Raw genomic sequence first — 20,506 nt, forward strand, 5'->3', positions numbered from 1 at the left:
ATATATAATAGATTTTACAAAAAATCAATGGAAAAATGGGGGCTTTTTTAGAGAGAGACTGTGTAATTGGGGATATACATATAAGAGTAGCGTGTGAATTTATATATGTATGAAATAGTATGAAGTCCTTTTTCATTACAAATAATAAAGCCTAAATGTTATTTCACGAATTATAAATGTGAAAGGGAGGACTTATCATTTGAAGTCATTAAAAAATAACTTGTCTATCGTTGCTTTAGGTGGAGTAAATGAAATAGGGAAAAATATGTATGTTATTCAATTTGAAAATGATATTGTCGTTATTGACTGTGGATCAAAATTTCCAGATGAAAGTTTATTAGGAATTGATTTAATCATTCCAGATGTCACCTACTTACAAGAAAATAAAGAAAAAATTCGCGGATTAGTCGTGACGCATGGACATGAAGACCATATTGGGGGAATACCATATTTTTTAAAACAACTAAACGTACCAATCTATGCTACGAAGTTAACGTTAGGTTTAATTGAAATTAAATTAAAGGAACATAACCTTCAAGATGATACAGAATTAATCGTTATTCATTCAGAATCAGAAATTGATTTCGGTGCTATTAAGACAACTTTCTTTAAAACGAATCATAGCATTCCAGATTGCCTCGGTATTGTTTTTCATACACCAGAAGGTACTATAGTACATACAGGTGATTTTAAATTTGATTTAACACCAGTTAATAATCAACATCCTGATATTCACAAAATGGCTAAAATAGGTAGTGAAGGTGTATTAGCTTTACTATCTGAAAGTACAAATGCAGAACGACCTGGATTTACCCCATCAGAAAGGTCGGTAGGGGAACGGATAGAGGAAATATTTATGAAAGCAAATAGGAAAGTGATTATTTCTACTTTTGCTTCTAATGTGAATCGTGTTCAGCAAATAGTTGAAGCTTGTATAAAAACAAATCGAAAACTGGCTTTGCTCGGCAGAAGTATGGTAAATGTAGTAGAAGTTGCTCTAGAGAAAGGGTATCTAAATATTCCAGATGGTATGCTAATTGAAGCAAATGAGGTAAATAATTTAGATCCAAAGCAGGTCGCAATACTTTGTACAGGAAGTCAAGGAGAACCAATGGCAGCTTTAGCGCGTTTAGCTAGTGGAAACTATAGGCAAGTAGATGTTTTACCAGAAGATACAGTTATTATAGCTGCGACTCCTATTCCAGGAAATGAACGTAATGTTTCGCGAATTATCGATAACTTATTTGCATTAGGGGCAAGAGTGATTTACGGATCAGGCAGTTCTACTGGAGTCCATGTATCTGGCCATGCATATCAAGAAGAATTGAAGTTAATGCTCACATTAATGAAGCCAAAATATTTTATCCCCATTCATGGAGAGTTTAGAATGCTACATCACCATAGTTTGCTAGCGGAATCAATTGGTGTCGAAAAAGAAAATATCTTTATCGTTCGTAATGGAGATGTTGTAGATATAAGTAATCAAGTGGCAATTCAATCGAGAAAAATGCAAGCAGGAAATATATATGTAGATGGATTAGGAATTGGTGATGTTGGAAATGCATTATTACGTGATCGAAAACAACTTTCAGAAGATGGAATGCTCGTTATAGTTATTACTTTTAATAAAGTGGATGGAGAAATAATTTCAGGTCCTGATATTATTTCTCGTGGATTCGTCTATGTTCGTGATTCAGAAGAATTTTTGAAGGAATTAAATAAATTAGCTGTTATTACGATTAATAATGTAAAGAAAGAGAAAGTGAATAGCTGGGGTATTTTGAAAAGAGAAGTAAGAGAAGCTTTAGGGAAGTATATATATACGAGTACGAAAAGAAAACCGATGATTCTTCCTATAATTATAGAGGTGTAATAATGAATAAAAAGAATTCTCTTACGGGAATTCTTTTTTGTTTTGAAGGCAGAATGAACATATAATGAAATAAATAGAAATGAAAGGGAATAAAAGATGTTATTAAACAAACGCTTTACAATTGGAGAAATGGCAAAAATGCATAATATAGCGGAATCTACTTTACGTTATTATGATGAAAAAGGAATTTTTCATCCGTCCATTGTGGACCCACAAACAAATTATCGCTATTACACAATCGATCAATTTTCACTATTAGATACGATTAAGTTTTTACGTCAATTAAATATTCCATTAAAGGAAATTAAGAAATATATTGATGAAAGAAATCCAGCATACGCACTCAATTTGTTGGAAAAACAACAAGAAATGATGTTGAAAAAACAAAGAGAAATTGAGTATGCTTTGGCGAAAATGGAGCATAGAATTCATTTGATTAAGGAAGCAACAAAAGCAAAAGCTAAACAAATGGTAATAAAAGAGATCCCGCGGCGAAAAATAACAGCCATTGCGGTTGCTCCGAATACGACGGATGATATGTTTGAGTACTACATCCATTCGTTGCAAAAAAATATGAGGCAAATGGATGATAGTTTATTTTCTGGAGATATTGGTGTAACAGTGGCGAAAAAAGGATTCATGCAAAATGAGTTTCAAGCGTATAGTAGCGTGTTTATTCTTTTGGATTATATGCCGTATGAAGTGCATAATTCAGATGAGATTAAGGAAGGTTTATATGCTTGTTCTTATCATCATGGACCGTATGAAGAAACAGATGCAACGTACAAGGAGTTACTTACATACATTGATAAAGAAGGTTATGAAGTACATGGAGATTCGATTGAGATTGGATTAATCGATTGGTCTGTAACAGAAAATCCAGAGGAGCAAGTAACAGAAATTCAAATTCCTGTAGTAAAAAAATAAGATGAAAACCTTTGAATTGATTACAAATTTACATTCATTCATATAATTCAGTTACCTATTTTTTAAATTCTCTATTGACCTTCAAGTTACTTGAAGGTTTAAACTAAGAAAAGAGAGTTGAAAAAAGGAGCATAATAGTATGGAAGCAACAGAAAAATTAAGAGAAAAACCAATAAAAAGTTTATTTATTTCTTATTTAATACCAGCCGTTCTTGGAATGGTATTAATGTCAGTGAATATTGTAATTGACGCGGTCATGATTAGTAGAGGAGTTGGGGCGAACGGTTTAGCAGGAGTAAACGTGGCTATTCCAGCGTTTTCAATTTTCTTCTCTATTTCATTATGGATTGGGATGGGCGGGGCAACGTTATATTCCATTGCATTAGGTGAAAATAAAATTGAAAGAGCAAGGTCTATTTTTACTCAATCCATGACGATAGCAGTCATTATCGTAGGCGTTTTAGCGGCGATTTGCTTATGGAGAATAGAAGACTTAGCATACTTATTCGGTGCAAACGAAGTGATTTTACCGTATGCGTTAGACTATTTACACGTATTATTAACATTTGGAATGATATACGTTTTAGAAAATATTTTAAGTACATTTATACGAAATGATGGAAATCCTAATTTAGCAATGGCAGGTTTAGTTGTAACAGCTGTATTAAATATAGTGTTTGACTATATCTTTATTTTCATCTTTAAATGGGGCGTAACAGGAGCTGCTTCAGCAACTATTCTTTCAGCAGCGATTGGTTTCCTTGTATTATTAACGCATTTCTTTAGAAAAAGTAGTATTTTAAAATGGACGAAATTCCATTTTGAATGGGATACAGTAAAACAAATTATGATAATCGGTTTCCCGAGCTTTACAGCAGAAAGTACAGTAGCGATTGTAACGATTGGTTTTAATATTGCATTCGTTCAATATGCAGGAGAAGTAGGAGTCGCTTCTTATGCGATGGTGAATAGTATTCATGCAATGACATTACTATTATTCTTTGGGGTAGGTGCTGCATTACAACCGATTGCTAGTTTCCATTATGGTGCCAATTTAGCAGAGAGACTTCGTGAAGGATTGCAGTTTGCAGTGAAAATTGCAGTTGTACTTGGAGGCGTTGCAATAATTGTCGGATTATTCTTTGGGAAATATATTATTGGTCTATTTGATGTCCAATCTCCAGAGTTATTGGAGTTAACATTAACGGGTATTAGCTTGTTCTTTATCCAATACGTATTTTTAGGTTATAACATTGTATATGGAGAGTACTTCCAATCAGTGCGACAAACGACAAAATCAGTACTTATTATAATGAGTCGAGGGTTACTATTTATTATTCCATTATTATGGATTATGCCGAAATTATTTGGGATAAACGGAATTTGGCTCGTTATGCCAGTAGCTGAAGTATTGACAGCGATTATCGTGTTTACGATGAATCGAATGAAACATCCTGTGCCATTAAATATGGTAGGTGAGAAAAAAGTAATATAATGAAGAAAATCCCCTTGAGCAAGTAAGGGGATTTTTTATTTTTTTAAACTGATAGCAAAAGATCCATCAATTTCTTGAACAGAAGCAAAGGCAACGTTTTTAATATTTGTAATTCCTTTTTCTTTTAACTCTTTATATAACCACTTTTTGTCTTTATGAATTAACTTTAAGTTATCGTATTGAATTTGTGAATCAACGATAAGGGCAATTGGTAATCCAGCATACTTAACATCTATATTCAAATCTTTCGGAGTTAATGGGACAAGTTCACGCTTTGGTAAAATGCTAATGGCTCCATTCGCTTCTAAAATAGCGTATTCAATTTCATGAACACTTGGGTATCCTGCGACGCGAAGATTAGAAAGTAATTCAGCAATGGGATACCTACTTTTTTGTAAGTTCTCAAAAATAATATCACCATGTTTAATTAAAATAATCGGGTGCCCGAGAATAAAACGATTTAGTTTGTTGAATAGGCTTAATTTTGTAAGGATTAAATGCAAACATGTAATAACGACCATACCGAGAAAAGCTTGCAAAGCACCAGAGACTGGTATGGCTTGAAAAGCTAAATAAGATAAAAAGATAATAGCACCAAAATCATGAGGAGTTAGTTGTGCTAAAGCTGATTTACCGAGCATCTTAAGTGATAGTAAAAATAAAATAAAAAAGAACGATACGTTACATAAAAAGAGAAGCAATAGAGACACTCCTTCGTGCAAAGTTGTACTTACTGTTCCCGAAAGAAATATAAATATTACTTTCTAGAGGATAAATTAGGTTGAATTGGAATTTGTCTGTATACAAACAAATAAATGGATATTATCATGAAAGAAGCAAAGAACATAGGAGTATATGGATATGAAAAAGAAAAAAATAATGAAGTATATGATAGGAATTATAATGGTTTGCGCCGTTTATGTGGGATTTTTACAATATAACATTTATAAGCATGGGCAAATGAATGCGACCTATGAAGCTGATTATATCATTGTATTAGGATCGAAAGTGAACGGAACGAAACCATCGTACTCATTGCAATATCGTATTGATAAAGCAGCTGAGTATTTGAAATCACATGAGAAAGCAATTGCTATTGTATCTGGAGGGAAAGGAAAAGGGGAAGATATTTCAGAAGCATTAGCAATGAAAAATGGATTAATGAAACTAAAAATTGAAGAAGACCGCATTATCATGGAAGATAAGTCAACGAGTACAGATGAAAATATTAAATTCTCAAAACCTTTAATTCCGGACAATATGAAAAAAGGAATGATCGTAACAAACGATTTCCACATGTTTAGAGCGAAAAAAATAGCAGCTAAGCAAGGTTTACAATTAGAAGGTCTTCCGGCCGAAACACCGAAGCGAATTGTCATTCCATCGAATATACGAGAGTATTTAGCTATTACGCAATATTGGTTTATGAATCGAATATAGTGAAAGTGATCCCGCCTAGCATTATAGGCGGGATTTTTTGAGGGGAATCTTACAAATATGTCATCTTAATGAAAGGTAAAGCGATAGTTTCTAGAATGGATTCCTGACATAATGAAGATAACAAAAACTATTTAGAGGTGAATCGGATGAAAGGAAATAATATATTATCTTCACTATGTTACTTTAGTATCTTTTTTGCCCCATTTTTATTACCAATTATCGTGTACTTCGTTGCAGAGGATGAAGTGAAATATCACGCGAAAAAAGCATTTTGGTCACATATTTTCCCATATGCAATTTTATTCGGAGGGATAGCGATATCAGGAATATACGGTTTAGGATTCAATCAATCTGATGGTGCTGGAATTGGGATCATGATCACATATGCAGTATTCATTCTTGTAGGGATTTATTACTTCATTTGGAATATCGTAAAAGGTGTTAAAGTGTTGAAAACAGCGTAATAAGATAAGGAATAATTCGGAGTGAGTTTGTCGTTATTTGTCGGTAAGTCGATATAGTGCAGGGAATCGTTGATATATTGAAAAAATCGACGATATAATTTCATTTACCGTATTAATAGATCTTTTAAAAAGAGCAATTCAAAAAGAATTGCTCTTTTTGTGCTTATAAGTTGTGAATATTGGAAAAGATATGTTAATTTTTCAATAGGAAGAGAAAAAAGGAGTGATTTTCATGAATGAGATGATACATAAAATGGAGCAACACGTTTCAGTTCGTAAATATAAAGAAGAATCCATTCCGAAAGATGTAGTAGAAAGAATGGTGCAAGCTGCGCAGCATGCTGCTTCCTCGCATTTTGTACAGGCTTATTCTGTTATATATGTAACAGATCAAGACTTAAAGGCGAAACTAGCAGAGTTATCCGGAAATCGTCATGTGAAAGATTGCGCAGCATTCTTTGTTTGTTGTGCAGATTTAAAACGACTTGAAATGGCATGTGAAAAACATGGTACCGAGATAAAACATGAAGGAGTAGAAGACTTTATCGTTGCGACAGTAGATGCTTCACTTTTCGCACAAAACTTGGCGTTAGCAGCAGAATCGTTAGGATACGGTATTTGTTATATTGGTGGTATTCGTAATAATCCGAGAGAAGTGAGCGAATTGCTTCATTTACCGGATAAAGTATATCCTGTATTCGGAATGACAGTCGGTGTACCAGATGAAGATCACGGAGTGAAACCACGTTTACCGATAGCAGCAATCCTTCATGAAAATGGATATGATGAAAAGAAATATGATGAATTATTAAATGAATACGATGAAACGATGAGCGCGTATTATAAAGAAAGATCATCAAATAAGAAAAACGCAACATGGACGGAATCGATGAGTTCGTTTATGTCTAAAGAAAAAAGAATGCATATGAAAGAGTTTTTAAGTGAAAAAGGATTTAATAAGAAGTGAGCAAAGAGAGCAAAGAGGCAAACCTGTGATGCAGGTTTGCTTTTTTTTTGGAGGAGAAAGGTGATTGTCTTCGAATAAGTATAGGGGGAGGAGATAATATGAGAAAAGCTTTAATTTTTTTGTTTGATGGATTTGCAGAATTTGAAGTGAATATAGCGAGTTTATTTTTGATAAGTAAGCAATTTGAAATAATAACAGCAACTGTAGACGGAAAAACAGTTACAGGAGAAGGCGGTTTTTTGTGTCAACCACATGTCTCTATTGAGCAAATTAAAATAGAGGACTATGAAGTGTTTATCGTACCAGGCGGACATATTTTTGATCATTTAGAAAATGAACAATTGTTATCTATTGTGAACAAATTACATAAGCAAAATAAATGGATAGCGGGTATTTGTGCCGGAACATCTTTATTACATGCAGCAGGGGTGCTGAATAAGAAGAAATTCTCAACATCATTAACATCAGATGAAAAACAATTAGCTCATTTACATGAATGGGAATATAAACAAAACAAAGATGTAACGGTTGATGGAAAAATAATAACAGCGGTAGGGTCTGCGTACGTTGAATTTGCTACTGAAATAATGAGGCAGCTCAATTTATTTAATGAAGCTGAAGCGAAGGAGAACTTGCAATACTTTAAAAATGTAACAGAGATTTGTGATGAAACGTTAGTATAAGTGAATAATTTAATTGTTAATACCTAAGTTCAGAATGTAGATACTCCTTTCTGAACTTAGGTATTTTATTTGATATCATATACATAAAAATTAAAAAAATTTTACAAAAGTGATAGAAAATGAGAGTGAAATGCCAATAGTAAGTAAAGGCAGCTGCTAAAGGGGAATTGAGGAAGGAAGATGTTTATGATTTTCGATTCTGAAGTGGATTTAATTATAGCTATGAAAAAACGCGATCAAGATGCTTTGAAAGAAGTGATTGATCAATATGGAAAATTAATTTTGTACATTATTCATAAATCATTAAGTACCCCTATTGAAAAACAATATGTGGATGATTGTTATAACGATGTATTTACTGTTATTTGGTTTCATATCGACCATTTTGATACAGAAAAGGGCAACTTAAAATCTTGGATGATTGGTATTACTAAATTAAAGGCACTGGAATATAAAAAGAAAGTATATAAAGAGAATAAAATTGATAAAGACGTAGAGATAGATACAAGTGTCCATGATAGGTATGACATAGAACAAGAAGAAGAGATTATGGAAATAGTTCAAGATTTAAATAAGAAAGATCGATATATCTTTTTAAAGAGGTATATTGATGGATATTCCATTGACGACATTGCAAAAGAATTAAAAGTAACGGCGGATTATATATACAATCGAATTTCTCGTGGAAAGAAAAAAATTCAAAAACTATGGAAAGGGAGTGTGTAATATGGATAAAAGATTATTATCTATGTTAAATGAGCTCCAATATTCAGAGGAAGAAATTACACGTTTAGAGAAAGAAGCGGATGAGACTATAAATGTAGATAAGTATTATGTGAAAAACGGAGAATTATTGAAGAAATTAACGGTGCAAATGTTGGAAGAATCAGTTCGGAAAGAGTTACAAGAAGGAGAAGAAATTGAATGTGAAATATTAGTGGAAGAGGGGAGCCTTGTGAATTCTAAAGTTATCCCAAGTATAATAACTGCAGGTGCTACTTTTTATTATTACATTGTTTTAACAAATACAAGATTACGAATTAAATCGTTAGATTGTTATTTCAAAAAAATAAATGAGTACAATGTGCTAATAAGCTCAATTCAAGCAGTTTCGCGACATAAAAAAATGAAGAATGTATATGGAATTACTATAGATAATAACTATATACAATTAGGAAGTACCGAGCATGAGCAAGAATTGAAAACTGTAATTGAGAAGCTAAAACAACGCGGGGTGAAAGAAGAGAGATATAAAGAGTTTGAAAAAAGTTGGCTGATTTTTTTCAATGTGTTTGTAATAGCGATGGGTGGGCTTCTAGTTTTAAAATATTTAATTTGAAAATAAAAAGCGGCATAATAGCCGCTTTTTATTGTTATCACGTTTAAAAATATTGAAAACTTATCCGCCGTTATGACACATACTAAAGCACCTTCTATAACGAATGCAAACTTTCAATAAGAAGATATATGCCCGTGCAACTTAAAAGGATGTACGTAAATATTTTAAAAATCCGTTGATTAAGCCATTTGAAAATAATTTGACCTATATACAAACCTAGAAATACGATTGGAATAGCGTAAAAACTTGATTCCCAAATTGTCTTGTTTGTGCCAGTAAAGAGTATTTGCGTTAGTAGACTAATGAAATATATAAATAGATAAAAAGCTAAAGTAGTTGCTCTCAGCTTCTCTTTTTTTGTATCAGTTCCTGTAAAGTACAGTAACAGGGGTGGTCCTGGCATACCGATACTTGTCGTTAAAAGACCGGATAATCCGCCAACTATGAAATCTCTAGATTTTGTTGAATGAATCTTAAAGTTACAGATTAGCATCAAAGTTAATAGTAAGAGTAGGATGCTAATTGCTAATTTAAATGTGTTGATGTTAATAGAAGTGAAAATGATAATACCGAAAGGAACACCAACTATACTGCCGAAAATTAATCTTTTCAGTAGAATACAATCAATGTCCATTCTTATTTTCCAAATGAGTGATATAGAAATAATGAATGATAAAATGATATTTATTTGTATAGCTTCTTGTGGTAGAAATAACATGAGTAAGAAAGGTGTTGCCATAATAGAAAAGCCAAAACCGGTACTTGTTTGTAAAATAGAAGCTACTAATATAATACAAATGAACATGAATATAGTATTCAAAAAAGCCCCCCCACATAATCAAGTTTCATTAATATTTTAACATAAAGTAAAACTTTAATCAGTGAGGGCTTACTACCTAGCAAATCGCCGCTTGTTATGTTGCGGTTAATATTCCAATGATGATCCTGTAGCCTTAAAATATTTTTCTCGTGAAGGCGTCATTACTCGGATTGCTAATAAACAGGAAAGGAAAAGGATGAGTAACGAGCTACTTATTACAGTCATTTGAACGGAAAGAAATTGTGCGGATGCTCCAATTGCTAAAATGAAAAAGATTTGGATAAAACTTTTTATGGAATCAAATACGCTATCGATACGTCCTATCATATGAACCGGGATGTTATTTTGATAAAATGTAAAAAAGCCAGTACCAGCAAATGATGAAGAAATGCCAAGTAAAATGAAACCGCCTGCCGCGACGATAAATGAATTTGAAAAGGCGAAAATTACATAGCCTATTGCTGTGAAAATTGTCCCTAATCCGATACAATATTGAATTGGTAAACGTTTGGCAAAGAGAGAGACAAGAAATGAACCGGAAACGTAAGCAGCGCCAGTTATACTAACAAGCATACTGTATTCTATATCGGTTAAAAACAGTACTTGTCTTGTAAAAACAACTTCTTGTGAATCAAGTGCCATAGCGACAAGCATAGTCGCTTGAAATAAAACGAATATGAGAATAATGTACGTTTCAGTTCGAGCGAAGGAAAAAACTTGTTTCCAATCACTTCGTAATGTTTGTACGAAAGTATTTGCAACTTCTTCGTTTTGCTTTGTTTGTAATGCAATGTTTGGCAAGAAGTAAATGAAAATGGTAGAAAGTAGAAAGGAAAGTGAGTTGCAGTAAATTACAAAGGATGCTGAGTGCGTGGTGAGAAGTATTCCAGCAAGAGCTGGACCGATAATGAAAGCTCCGCTTGTACAAAAGCTACTCCAAGCGTTGAATTGAGCGCGTTCTTCAGCACGTATAAGCATTGTTTTATAAGAAAATGAAGCCGGATCGAAAAATGATGTAGCAATGCGAGTCAAAAAGATAAAAATGTAAATGGCCCAAATAGAATCGAATAGTGGTATACAGCCAATGAGAGCTGCCCGAATGATATCTGTGATAAGCATAATGGACCGTTTGTTTAATCGATCTACTATGCTACCAGACCAAATTTTTGTAACAACGGTCGCAATTGGACCGACAATCCATAATCCTGCTACAGCAGCAGGAGAGTTTGTGCTATGTAACACCATTACGTTTAAGGCGATGAGATACATAAAATCACCTAAACGAGAAATTCCTGTTCCCGACAATAATAATAATTTATTTTTCATGAGCAGATGAACCTTTCTTTCATTGTTTTTTTATCCTGCAGGAAATAGCGTATTCCTCTTCAGAGTTTGATTGACGAGCGGTTTTGTTTTCCCAGCGTAATAAAACTTGTGTAACCTCCCAAGTAAGTTGTTGTAATTCCTCTGGCGTTAAAAATAAATGAGAAACAATATGACTACCTGTATTCGTTCCCTCTGTGCCGCTTTCTTCAATATAGAAATGAGCAGATTTTGCCTTGTAATATTTTTCAATAATCCCTCGTTTTTCCTTCGTGTCTACTAATTCAAGTAACCCTCCATCATATAAAATTTGAACGTGATAATGTACGCTACCAGTAGATTTGTTTAGTTTAGTAGCTACTTGTTTTGCAGTGAGTGCTTCGTCTTTTAAAAGGTGAAGAATTTGAATACGAGTTGCGTTGGAAATGAGCTTCTGCTGTTCAGCTGAAATAGTAAGTCTATCGTCAAACATTATGGCATCCCCTTCCTTATAATCTAAATTTATTGTACATTCTAAAAAATTAGAACATAAGGAAAATAAATCGTCTTTTTCCTTTATATTTCGACATAAATAAAAATAGCATGTACATAAACATGCTATTAAGTAATAGTAGATTCTTCATTAAGTTTCCCGCGATAATACAAGAACAGCCATATAAAACTAACAAAAATACAACATGTAGCTAGAAAACTACCAATCATTTGAGGAGAAAGGATTTCTAATAGCCATCCTGTAATGAACATAGATAACTGTATGAGCGAACCATAAATTGAGTAATGAAAGGAAAAAACTTTACCAATCATATTTTCGTGCGTGTAAGTTTGAAGTAATGTCGTATCAAGTGGAACGATGATTCCTCCTGCTATGCGCATACATAGTAATGTAATGATACCGAAAGCTCAACCCTTATGTAATGATGATGCTTGAATTTGTTTTTTCCATTCACTTAAATACACTTTCTTTTCTGAAGGAAGTCCAACAGGTAATTGTGCAATCAATTCTAAACTATTTCCATCAGGATCGTTAAAGTATACAGCGGCATGTGCTAATTCTGGAAAAACAATCGGTTCAATTGGCTCCATTCCAAAGTCTTTTCGTGCTGAAATGCCTTTTTGGTTTAGCCAATGTATCGCATGTTCTAAATCATGTAAACTTACTTGAAAGGCGATGTGTCGTAAAGAGGGATGATAATTTACTTTGTATTCTGTACCTTCCCAAAGACCGAGCCAACTTTCATTTTCTTTAATCCAAAAGAAAGCAATATCGTCTCCTCTTTTATATAATTTTAGTCCTAGCGATTCGTAAAAAGGTATAGACACTTCTAAGCTACGGACGGGTAAATGTGCTTCGTAAAGACCTTTAATCATGGTAATCCTCCTAAGTAAAAATATTTCTTATTTCATAGTAAACGTTTTTTTATTAGTTGAAATCAGAAAAAGGAGGGACATAACTTCATACGAAAGTATGAAAAAACAGCTCAAATATGAGCTGTTTTCTTATAGTTTTTCGTTCATTTGTTAAGGATAGGATATATTAGTATCCGTATCCGCCGCCACCCCAACAGCTACATCCGATGATGATTAGAAGGATGAATAGTACGATAAGCAAAGCAAATCCACCGCCGAAACCAGCGCAACTTCCACCATAACTCATATGTTTTCCTCCTTTTGAGTAAGTTAATCTATATAATTCATGGACTACTGTATACAGTATGTTTTTCGTATGGAAAAGGAGCCAGTCTCTTTTGTAATTAGACAAATGCCTGTATGGTCATTTTGATTGTATATGGAGCTAGGTGTATGTGAAGAAATCGTTATATATTTCGCGATTTGTTCATAAAAAAATATAAAAATTGTAAAAAAAACCATTTTTATATTTTTTTATGAGAGGATTTGTACTATAATTTTACAAGTAATATTATGGGAAAAGGGAGTTTTAGTGAAGAGATGGAGATGGGACAACTACAAAATAAAATAGAAACTAAAAAGAAAGAGCTAATTCAACTTGTTGCTAGACATGGATTGGATCATGATAAAGTTTTGTTATTTAGCCGAGATTTAGATATACTTATTAATAAGTTTATGAATGTGAAAGATAAAGTACATAAATAAATAATTTGTAGTTTTTTATATTAAGATATTCAACAAAGAGGAGAGAGATATATTTGGAACATTTACAAGAAGAGCTATATAAACAAATAAAAGAAGAAAAAGGTATTGTTACAATTTTTTTAAAGAGTGGCGTTAGAATAGTAGGAGAAGTTGTTGCCATAGACAAATTTACCGTTTTAATGTTAGTTGATGGAAAACAACAACTTATTTACAAGCAGGCTGTATCAACAATAATGAAATAAGACACTCGTACTGAGTGTCTTATTTCATTATTGCTTGCAGGCTTCAACGTCAATGCCGGCAGCTAATAATTTTTTTTCACCATCTTGCTCAATGATTTTTTGTAATTTAGATAGGAAAGAATCAAAGTTTGTATGCTTTGCTACTTGGAATGTCATTTTATGCTCAATTGGCAGCCACGTATCAATATCAGCTTCGTTATGCTGAATTTTTACCTCAAGCTTATCAAGTGCGTTAGCAACTTTTGCTTCATACGTTTCTTTCGCTTCAAACTCCATCCATAAATCATATAATTCCTCGCCGAGAGAACCTTTTAATGTTCGTTTAATATTTGAAATTGCTTCTTGTTCATTTATTTGTTTTTGTAATTGTAATTCATGACTATTCATTGTATCAAAAGCAGGAATATCACCAGCTTCTGCTTCGACTAGATCGTGAATAATCACCATTTTAAGTAATTTTTCAATGTTTACTTTCTGATCTAAATAAGGTTCAACTAAAATGGCCATTAGAGACATGCGCCACGTATGTTCAGCAACACTTTCTTGACGTCCGTTAGAAAGCCAGCTATGTCGCATTTCATATTTTAGTTTTTCTGCTAGTGCAATGACTTGTAAAATGTTATGTTCCATCGTGATCCTCCTCATATTTCCATACTATAATTCTAATATGGAAATGAAATGTGTCAATTTTATGAGTATATTGCGATAAATAGATGATGAGCGTATAATAAGCATTATATGTGAAAACGCATTATTAAAATAAAAAAATGTTTTATAAAAATGAAAAGGAAAGGGCAGGAATATGGGAGACGAAAATCAAGGATTTGCTAGACCAGAAAGAAAAAAAAGGAAGTTTGACATTTCTAGCCCATTTGGCATTTTAGTAGGTTTTGCCATAGTGATAGCGGCAATTATGCTTGGTGGAGGCGGAATAAAAGCTTTTAAAAACTTTTTAGATGTTTCATCTATTTTAATTGTCATAGGGGGAACAACTGCGACAATTGTTGTGGCATATCGATTTGGAGAAATAAAAAAATATACGAAAAGTATTTTTACTGTTTTACATAGAAAAGAAGAGGATTTAGAACAGTTAACGGATTTGTTTGTTGATTTTTCGAAAAAATCTAAAAAACACGGTTTACTTTCTTTAGAGGTTGATGGAGAGCAGGTGGACAATCCTTTTATTCAAAAAGGAATTCGATTAATGTTAAGTGGTTACGATGAAGAGGAATTAAAAGAAGTGTTAATGAAAGATGTTGAAACGGAAGTGTATGAATTAAGAAAAGGGGCAGTATTATTAGATAAAATTGGCGATTTCGCTCCGGCTTGGGGGATGATAGGGACTTTAATTGGTCTTATCATTATGCTTCAAAACTTGCAAGACACATCGCAAATTGGTACAGGGATGGCAGTTGCGATGTTAACGACATTGTATGGATCAGTACTTGCAAATATGATTGCAATCCCTCTTGCTGAAAAAGTGTATCGTGGTATTGAAGATTTATATACAGAGAAGAAGTTTGTTATTGAAGCAATTTCAGAATTGTATCGTGGACAAATTCCGTCTAAATTAAAGTTAAAACTCGATACGTATGTATACGAAACAAAGATAAAAAAAGTAAAACGAGCAGCCTAATATTGCAAGGAGTGGTATGGTGATGATAAAACGACCGCAAAAGGGATCGCCTCGTTGGATGACGACTTTTACAGATTTAACGATGTTATTATTAACTTTCTTTGTATTACTAGTTGCTACTTCAAAGCAGGATGCAGTAAAATTGTCAAAGATGCTTGAAAAGTTTAGTGATACGGAGCAAGTTGATGCAAAAGTAATGGAAAATACTATACCAGATATTTCACATGAAAAAAATGATGAAAAAATGGTCTCAAAAAAGCGAATGGACGACTTGTACAAAAAGTTAAAAGCATATGTAGATAATAACGGTATTAGTCAAGTGAATGTATATCGAGAAGATACAGGGGTAAGCGTTGTTATAGTAGATAATTTAATATTTGATACAGGTGATGCGAACGTTAAGCCTGAAGCAAAAGAAATTATTAGCAAATTAGTCGGATTTTTTCAATCCGTACCAAACTCAATTGTTGTGGAGGGGCATACAGATAGTAGACCGATCCATAATGAAAAGTTCCCTTCTAATTGGGAATTATCTTCAGCACGAGCAGCTAATATGATTCACCATTTAATTGAAGTGTATAATGTGGAGGATAAAAGGTTAGCTGCGGTAGGATATGCAGACACAAAGCCAGTTGTACCGAATGATTCACCGCAAAATTGGGAGAAAAACCGTCGCGTTGTCATTTATATTAAAGAATAGTATTTTAGTATTTTAGTAATAAAATACTAAAATGAAGAAATTCTTTTAAAAAAATATTAAATTTTATCGTTTTATTTTGTATAATGAGTGAGAATGATAAGGTGAAATATTAAGATATATTTATACATAGAAGGAGAGAATCAAAAAGAATGGCACATAAAATTTTAGTTGTAGATGATGCGATGTTCATGCGAACAATGATTAAAAACTTATTAAAAAGTAATTCTGAATTTGAAGTAATCGGAGAAGCGGAAAATGGAGTGGAGGCAATTCAAAAATATAAAGAACTTCAACCTGATATTGTAACATTAGATATTACTATGCCAGAAATGGACGGACTTGAAGCATTAAAAGAAATTATGAAAATTGATTCAAGTGCAAAGGTTGTTATTTGTTCAGCAATGGGACAACAAGGTATGGTATTAGATGCAATTAAGGGCGGGGCAAAAGACTTTATTGTAAAGCCATTCCAAGCAGATCGCGTAATCGAAGCTTTAACAAAAGTAGCAAATAGCTAATATAAAAGGGGTGCCACAAGGAATCAAAACAGTGATAACGGATAGATGTGTGGCCCCTTTTTTCTCATTTTAAAACACTAAATTGTTATACATAAATGAAATGTTTGTTAGACAGGTAGGGGATGAAAATGCAAACAGATCTATTAAATATATTTTTTGAAGAATCGGAAGAACATTTACAGTCGCTAAATGAAAATGTGCTAATTTTAGAGCAGAATCCTACAGATATGGATGTAGTAGGAGAAATATTCCGCTCAGCTCATACGTTCAAAGGTATGTCTGCGAGTATGGAATTTACGGAAATGGCGGATTTAACGCATAAAATGGAAAACGTTTTAGATGAAATTCGTCATGGGAATATAGTAGTACATGCGGATATTATTGATGTGATTTTTGAGTGCATTGATAATTTAGAGAAAATGGTTGCAGATGTGCAGCAAGGCGGAATGGGTAATATTGATGTAGTCGCAACGAAGCAAAAATTAGAAGCGTTATTGAACGGAAATGTAGAAACTTCTATGGAACATGTAGAGCAAGAGTCTATAAACAATGATGATGCAGTTTCGCATGAAGTGCATATAACCGTTGAACAGCAAGCTATTTTAAAAGCAGTACGTGCCATTATGTGTATTGAAGCACTGCAAAATATAGGCGATATACAAAAAACGGTTCCTAGTATTGAAGAAATCGAAGCGGATGCTTTCGGTTTTGAGTTTACAGTATTTATGAATACGGATCGTAGTGAAGAAGAAGTGAAACAGGTAGTGCTTCACGTTTCTGAAATTGAGAAAGTAGTAGTGAAACAAGGAGAATCATTACAGGAAGTAGATTCGATGGTTGCTACGCAAGTAGAAGAAATGATACAGCCGTCTGTAGTTGCGCAGGTGGAAGCACCTATTGAGACAGCGAAGCAACCTGCAAGTGCTACGCCAACTAAAAGCACTGCAAAAACGAAAAATGCTAAAGGTGAGAATCGTTCCATTCGTGTGCAGCTAGAGAAAATTGAACGATTAATGAACATGTTTGAAGAGAGTGTAATTGAGCGTGGTCGCATAGATGAATTGGCACAAGCAATTCAAAACAAAGAATTAATTGAGCATTTAAATCGATTAGGCGATATTTCAAAAGATATTCAAAATGTACTTCTAAACATGCGTATGGTGCCGATTGAAACAGTCTTTAATCGTTTCCCGCGTATGGTGCGTATGTTAGCGAAAGATTTAGGGAAGAAAATCGATTTACAAATTACGGGTGAAGATACAGAAGTTGATAAAATTGTTATTGATGAAATCGGTGATCCACTCGTTCATTTAATTCGTAATGCAATTGATCATGGTATTGAGACTGTTGAAAAACGTCGTGATGCAGGGAAAAATGAGACGGGTACAATTAAATTAGAAGCGTTCCATAGTGGAAATCATGTCGTAATTCAAATTACGGATGATGGAAATGGAATTCATAAAGGGAAAGTATTAGAAAAAGCGATTAAAAATGGTGTTGTAACAGAATCTGAGGCAAATAAATTAACGGATCGTGAAGTGTTTGATCTCATTTTCCAACCAGGATTTAGTACAGCAGAAGTAGTATCGGATCTTTCGGGGCGCGGGGTTGGATTAGATGTTGTAAAACATACAATTCATAGTTTAGGTGGACATTTAATTATTGATTCAGAAGAAGGAAAGGGAAGTACATTTAGAATTGAACTTCCATTAACGTTGTCCATTATTCAATCTATGCTTGTTCAAACGAATGATAAACGTTATGCTTTACCTCTTGGTAATATTGTTGAAGCAATTCGAATTAAGAGAGAAGACATCCAATCCATACAAGGAAAAGATGTGTTAAACTATCGTGATCAAATTATTGAAGTGAAGCATTTAAGTACTGTATTTGGTGAAAAAACAGTAGATGAGGCATTTGAATCATATGAAAGTCAAATGGTTCCTGTGTTAATTGTTCGTAATACACATCGTAGCTATGGGCTTATTGTAAACACAATTATCGGTCAAAGAGAAATAGTCTTAAAGTCATTAGGTGATTTCTTTGCAGAGAGTTCGAACTATTTCTCTGGCGCGACGATTCTCGGCGATGGACGAGTGGTCCTCATTTTAAACCCAGAAGGTTTATAATAGGAATGAAGGAAAGCTCCCCACTTGTATACAATTGGGGAGCTTTTTGGTTAACTACTAATATAAAAAATTAATATATATAACAGGAAATAAATACATGTTCACGATTTACGTAATAAGTTTGTTAAAATGTAATGAGTGTATTCATTTAATAGAAAAACAAAAATGAGGAGGCAGGGAAAATGCCTGAGCAACACACAAAAGGGGATACGAGCACAATTGTGCTAGAAAAAGAAAAGGAGCTTTTAACGCCTCAAGAATGTGATATTCTTGGCGAAATTGCAAATATATCATTTGGCTCTGCTTCGACAGTATTATCAACGATTTTAAATAGGCAAGTAAGTATAACTGCTCCTCATGTAGAGTTAGTGGATTTATACGATACAAGTGATGTTGAGGTTCCTCATGTTGTATTAAATATTCATTTTACAAAAGGATTAGATATGGAAAATCTACTTGTCCTTCAGCAAGATGTTGCTTTATCTATTGCTGATTTAATGATGATGGGGACAGGTGAAGTGGAAGAGGGAAAAGAACTTGGCGAATTAGAGCTAAGTGCTGTACAAGAAGCGATGAACCAGATGATGGGATTTGCCGCGACGTCTATGTCGGAATTCTTCCAAGATACAGTAGACATGTCACCGCCGACAATTAAAGTCGTAAAGTTATTAGAAGAGATGGAGAAAATCTCTGAAATAACTGGAAATAACACGATTGTGAAAGTGTCGTTTGACCTTAAAATAGATAATCTTGTAAACTCTAAACTCGTACAAATTGTTTCAGTTGAACATGCGAAACAAATGATAAATAAATTACTACAATTATCTGGTGGCGTAGAAGAGCAAGACGAGCCAGCAGAAGTAGCGGAAGCTGAGAATGTAGAAGAACATGTTAAAAAAGAACAGTTAACGCAAGAAGAGAAAGATGTACTTGGGGAAATTGCCAATATTTCCATCGGTTCAGCTTCAACGGTATTATCAACGCTTTTAAATCAGCCGGTTACGATTAGTACACCCAATGTAGAAGCGATTAATGTGCGTCATTATGACGGTGTACCGGTACCCTTTGTGATTTTAAATGTCGATTTTGTTGAAGGCTTAAAGAATGAGAACGTATTCGTATTTACGAAAGATGTTGCGTTGACAATGGTAGATTTAATGATGATGGGAACAGGGGAGATTGATCCAGAGAAAGAGCTTAGTGAATTAGAGCTGAGCGGTATTAAAGAAATCATGAACCAAATGATGGGGCATGCGGCAACAGCGATGTCAGAAATGTTTAAAGAGAAGATGGACATGACGCCACCAGACGTCAAATTTGTCACGTTAAAAGAAGAAATGGAATATTTGGGAGAGTCAATGGAAGTGGATGAACTCGTTCAAATTACGTTCAACCTTGAAATTGGTGACTTGCTTCAATCGAAAATGTATCAAATTTTACCGATTTCAGAAGCGAAAGAAATGGTAAGACGACTGCTATATCCAATGGTGGAAGCAGAAGAAGAGATTGCAGAGGAAGAAATGGAAGAAGAGGTTGTAGAACCTGTTGTACAACCTATTGAATTTAAAGAAGTGAAACAAATTGAGCCAGTGTATATGGATACATCTATTCTACAAAATGTAGAAATGAATGTGAAATTTGTATTTGGAAGTACAGTGAAAACGATTCAAGATATATTAAGTTTACAAGAAAATGAAGCCGTTGTATTAGATGAAGATATTGATGAACCAATTCGAATTTATGTAAATGATGTATTGGTGGCGTATGGTGAACTTGTAAATGTAGATGGATTTTTCGGAGTAAAAGTGACGAAATCACTATAAGGCGTTGAAATAGTA

General features: G+C 33.7%; 23 protein-coding genes and 1 pseudogene. 16 read left to right on the plus strand and 8 right to left on the minus strand.

Annotated elements, in window-relative coordinates; translation table 11 throughout:
• The first annotated feature begins 199 nt into the window (after nucleotides 1-199).
• The 3 genes from ACTFSI_RS08345 to ACTFSI_RS08355 all read left to right on the plus strand — a co-directional run bounded on the left by ACTFSI_RS08345 (nucleotide 200) and on the right by ACTFSI_RS08355 (nucleotide 4,295).
• The gene (locus ACTFSI_RS08345; RefSeq protein WP_000838590.1) at nucleotides 200-1,873 is read left to right on the plus strand and encodes a ribonuclease J; all 1,674 of its coding nucleotides are present in this window, start codon (nucleotides 200-202) and stop codon (nucleotides 1,871-1,873) included.
• A 96-nt stretch (nucleotides 1,874-1,969) separates the two neighbouring features.
• Nucleotides 1,970-2,800 (plus strand): MerR family transcriptional regulator, encoded by an 831-nt coding sequence (locus tag ACTFSI_RS08350; RefSeq protein WP_000925927.1) that lies wholly within the window; start codon nucleotides 1,970-1,972, stop codon nucleotides 2,798-2,800.
• 139 nt (nucleotides 2,801-2,939) lie between these two features.
• Nucleotides 2,940-4,295: an MATE family efflux transporter gene (locus tag ACTFSI_RS08355; RefSeq protein ID WP_000388376.1), complete on the plus strand. Its 1,356-nt coding sequence runs from the start codon at nucleotides 2,940-2,942 to the stop codon at nucleotides 4,293-4,295.
• 35 nt (nucleotides 4,296-4,330) lie between these two features.
• Here ACTFSI_RS08355 and ACTFSI_RS08360 read toward each other — a convergent pair whose 3' ends face one another.
• Nucleotides 4,331-4,996, minus strand: a complete 666-nt coding sequence (locus ACTFSI_RS08360; protein ID WP_000923934.1) for a DUF421 domain-containing protein — start codon at nucleotides 4,994-4,996, stop codon at nucleotides 4,331-4,333.
• Between the two features lie 187 nt (nucleotides 4,997-5,183).
• Here ACTFSI_RS08360 and ACTFSI_RS08365 point away from each other — a divergent pair, with 187 nt between their 5' ends.
• The 6 genes from ACTFSI_RS08365 (at nucleotide 5,184) to ACTFSI_RS08390 (ending at nucleotide 9,188) form a co-directional block, all read left to right on the plus strand.
• Nucleotides 5,184-5,735, plus strand: a complete 552-nt coding sequence (locus ACTFSI_RS08365) for a YdcF family protein (protein WP_306821671.1) — start codon at nucleotides 5,184-5,186, stop codon at nucleotides 5,733-5,735.
• Nucleotides 5,736-5,881: 146 nt separating this feature from the next.
• Nucleotides 5,882-6,199 (plus strand): DUF4870 domain-containing protein, encoded by a 318-nt coding sequence (locus tag ACTFSI_RS08370; protein WP_000678037.1) that lies wholly within the window; start codon nucleotides 5,882-5,884, stop codon nucleotides 6,197-6,199.
• Nucleotides 6,200-6,431: 232 nt separating this feature from the next.
• Nucleotides 6,432-7,166, plus strand: coding sequence for an oxygen-insensitive NADPH nitroreductase (gene nfsA / locus ACTFSI_RS08375; protein ID WP_001004534.1), 735 nt, complete (start codon nucleotides 6,432-6,434; stop codon nucleotides 7,164-7,166).
• Nucleotides 7,167-7,264: 98 nt separating this feature from the next.
• Nucleotides 7,265-7,849 (plus strand): type 1 glutamine amidotransferase family protein, encoded by a 585-nt coding sequence (locus ACTFSI_RS08380; protein WP_001224003.1) that lies wholly within the window; start codon nucleotides 7,265-7,267, stop codon nucleotides 7,847-7,849.
• Nucleotides 7,850-8,029: 180 nt separating this feature from the next.
• Nucleotides 8,030-8,575: a sigma-70 family RNA polymerase sigma factor gene (locus ACTFSI_RS08385; RefSeq protein WP_440045316.1), complete on the plus strand. Its 546-nt coding sequence runs from the start codon at nucleotides 8,030-8,032 to the stop codon at nucleotides 8,573-8,575.
• Nucleotide 8,576: 1 nt separating this feature from the next.
• Nucleotides 8,577-9,188 carry a flagellar motor switch protein FliG gene (locus ACTFSI_RS08390; RefSeq protein WP_000361348.1) on the plus strand — a complete coding sequence of 204 codons (612 nt, stop codon included), beginning with the start codon at nucleotides 8,577-8,579 and terminating at the stop codon, nucleotides 9,186-9,188.
• A 94-nt stretch (nucleotides 9,189-9,282) separates the two neighbouring features.
• Here the strand turns inward: ACTFSI_RS08390 and ACTFSI_RS08395 are convergent, their stop codons facing one another.
• From ACTFSI_RS08395 to ACTFSI_RS08420, 6 genes and pseudogenes are all read right to left on the minus strand, one after another.
• Nucleotides 9,283-10,008: a sulfite exporter TauE/SafE family protein gene (locus tag ACTFSI_RS08395; protein ID WP_080776358.1), complete on the minus strand. Its 726-nt coding sequence runs from the start codon at nucleotides 10,006-10,008 to the stop codon at nucleotides 9,283-9,285.
• 105 nt (nucleotides 10,009-10,113) lie between these two features.
• Nucleotides 10,114-11,334: an MFS transporter gene (locus tag ACTFSI_RS08400; protein WP_000791686.1), complete on the minus strand. Its 1,221-nt coding sequence runs from the start codon at nucleotides 11,332-11,334 to the stop codon at nucleotides 10,114-10,116.
• A gap of 19 nt (nucleotides 11,335-11,353) precedes the next feature.
• Complete coding sequence (locus tag ACTFSI_RS08405) at nucleotides 11,354-11,803, minus strand: ArsR/SmtB family transcription factor (protein WP_000459093.1); 450 nt, start codon at nucleotides 11,801-11,803, stop codon at nucleotides 11,354-11,356.
• 128 nt (nucleotides 11,804-11,931) lie between these two features.
• Nucleotides 11,932-12,228 (minus strand): annotated as a pseudogene (locus ACTFSI_RS08410) (MFS transporter); the annotation flags it as partial.
• Between the two features lie 3 nt (nucleotides 12,229-12,231).
• On the minus strand, nucleotides 12,232-12,699 hold the full coding sequence (locus ACTFSI_RS08415) for a VOC family protein (RefSeq protein WP_000589717.1): 468 nt from the start codon (nucleotides 12,697-12,699) through the stop codon (nucleotides 12,232-12,234).
• Between the two features lie 166 nt (nucleotides 12,700-12,865).
• Nucleotides 12,866-12,985, minus strand: a complete 120-nt coding sequence (locus ACTFSI_RS08420; protein ID WP_000120179.1) for a YjcZ family sporulation protein — start codon at nucleotides 12,983-12,985, stop codon at nucleotides 12,866-12,868.
• Between the two features lie 239 nt (nucleotides 12,986-13,224).
• Between ACTFSI_RS08420 and ACTFSI_RS08425 the strand changes: the two genes are divergently transcribed.
• Nucleotides 13,225-13,443, plus strand: a complete 219-nt coding sequence (locus tag ACTFSI_RS08425; RefSeq protein ID WP_002091864.1) for an aspartyl-phosphate phosphatase Spo0E family protein — start codon at nucleotides 13,225-13,227, stop codon at nucleotides 13,441-13,443.
• A 53-nt stretch (nucleotides 13,444-13,496) separates the two neighbouring features.
• Nucleotides 13,497-13,685, plus strand: a complete 189-nt coding sequence (gene hfq, locus ACTFSI_RS08430) for an RNA chaperone Hfq (RefSeq protein WP_000400661.1) — start codon at nucleotides 13,497-13,499, stop codon at nucleotides 13,683-13,685.
• 27 nt (nucleotides 13,686-13,712) lie between these two features.
• Here the strand turns inward: hfq and ACTFSI_RS08435 are convergent, their stop codons facing one another.
• Nucleotides 13,713-14,315 (minus strand): HD domain-containing protein, encoded by a 603-nt coding sequence (locus ACTFSI_RS08435; protein ID WP_000400760.1) that lies wholly within the window; start codon nucleotides 14,313-14,315, stop codon nucleotides 13,713-13,715.
• 172 nt (nucleotides 14,316-14,487) lie between these two features.
• Here ACTFSI_RS08435 and ACTFSI_RS08440 point away from each other — a divergent pair, with 172 nt between their 5' ends.
• The 5 genes from ACTFSI_RS08440 to ACTFSI_RS08460 all read left to right on the plus strand — a co-directional run bounded on the left by ACTFSI_RS08440 (nucleotide 14,488) and on the right by ACTFSI_RS08460 (nucleotide 20,491).
• Nucleotides 14,488-15,321, plus strand: coding sequence for a flagellar motor protein MotP (locus ACTFSI_RS08440; RefSeq protein WP_000502136.1), 834 nt, complete (start codon nucleotides 14,488-14,490; stop codon nucleotides 15,319-15,321).
• Between the two features lie 22 nt (nucleotides 15,322-15,343).
• A complete protein-coding gene (locus tag ACTFSI_RS08445; RefSeq protein ID WP_000596046.1) occupies nucleotides 15,344-16,021 on the plus strand; it encodes an OmpA family protein in 678 nt (225 codons plus the stop codon).
• 149 nt (nucleotides 16,022-16,170) lie between these two features.
• Complete coding sequence (locus ACTFSI_RS08450; RefSeq protein WP_000940577.1) at nucleotides 16,171-16,539, plus strand: response regulator; 369 nt, start codon at nucleotides 16,171-16,173, stop codon at nucleotides 16,537-16,539.
• Nucleotides 16,540-16,667: 128 nt separating this feature from the next.
• Nucleotides 16,668-18,668, plus strand: a complete 2,001-nt coding sequence (locus ACTFSI_RS08455; RefSeq protein WP_440045317.1) for a chemotaxis protein CheW — start codon at nucleotides 16,668-16,670, stop codon at nucleotides 18,666-18,668.
• Between the two features lie 182 nt (nucleotides 18,669-18,850).
• The gene (locus ACTFSI_RS08460) at nucleotides 18,851-20,491 is read left to right on the plus strand and encodes a flagellar motor switch protein (protein ID WP_044790353.1); all 1,641 of its coding nucleotides are present in this window, start codon (nucleotides 18,851-18,853) and stop codon (nucleotides 20,489-20,491) included.
• Nucleotides 20,492-20,506 lie beyond the last annotated feature (15 nt).

The organism is Bacillus cereus group sp. MYBK101-2, assembly GCF_051918845.1.
In the GTDB taxonomy this organism is placed as follows: domain Bacteria; phylum Bacillota; class Bacilli; order Bacillales; family Bacillaceae_G; genus Bacillus_A; species Bacillus_A paranthracis.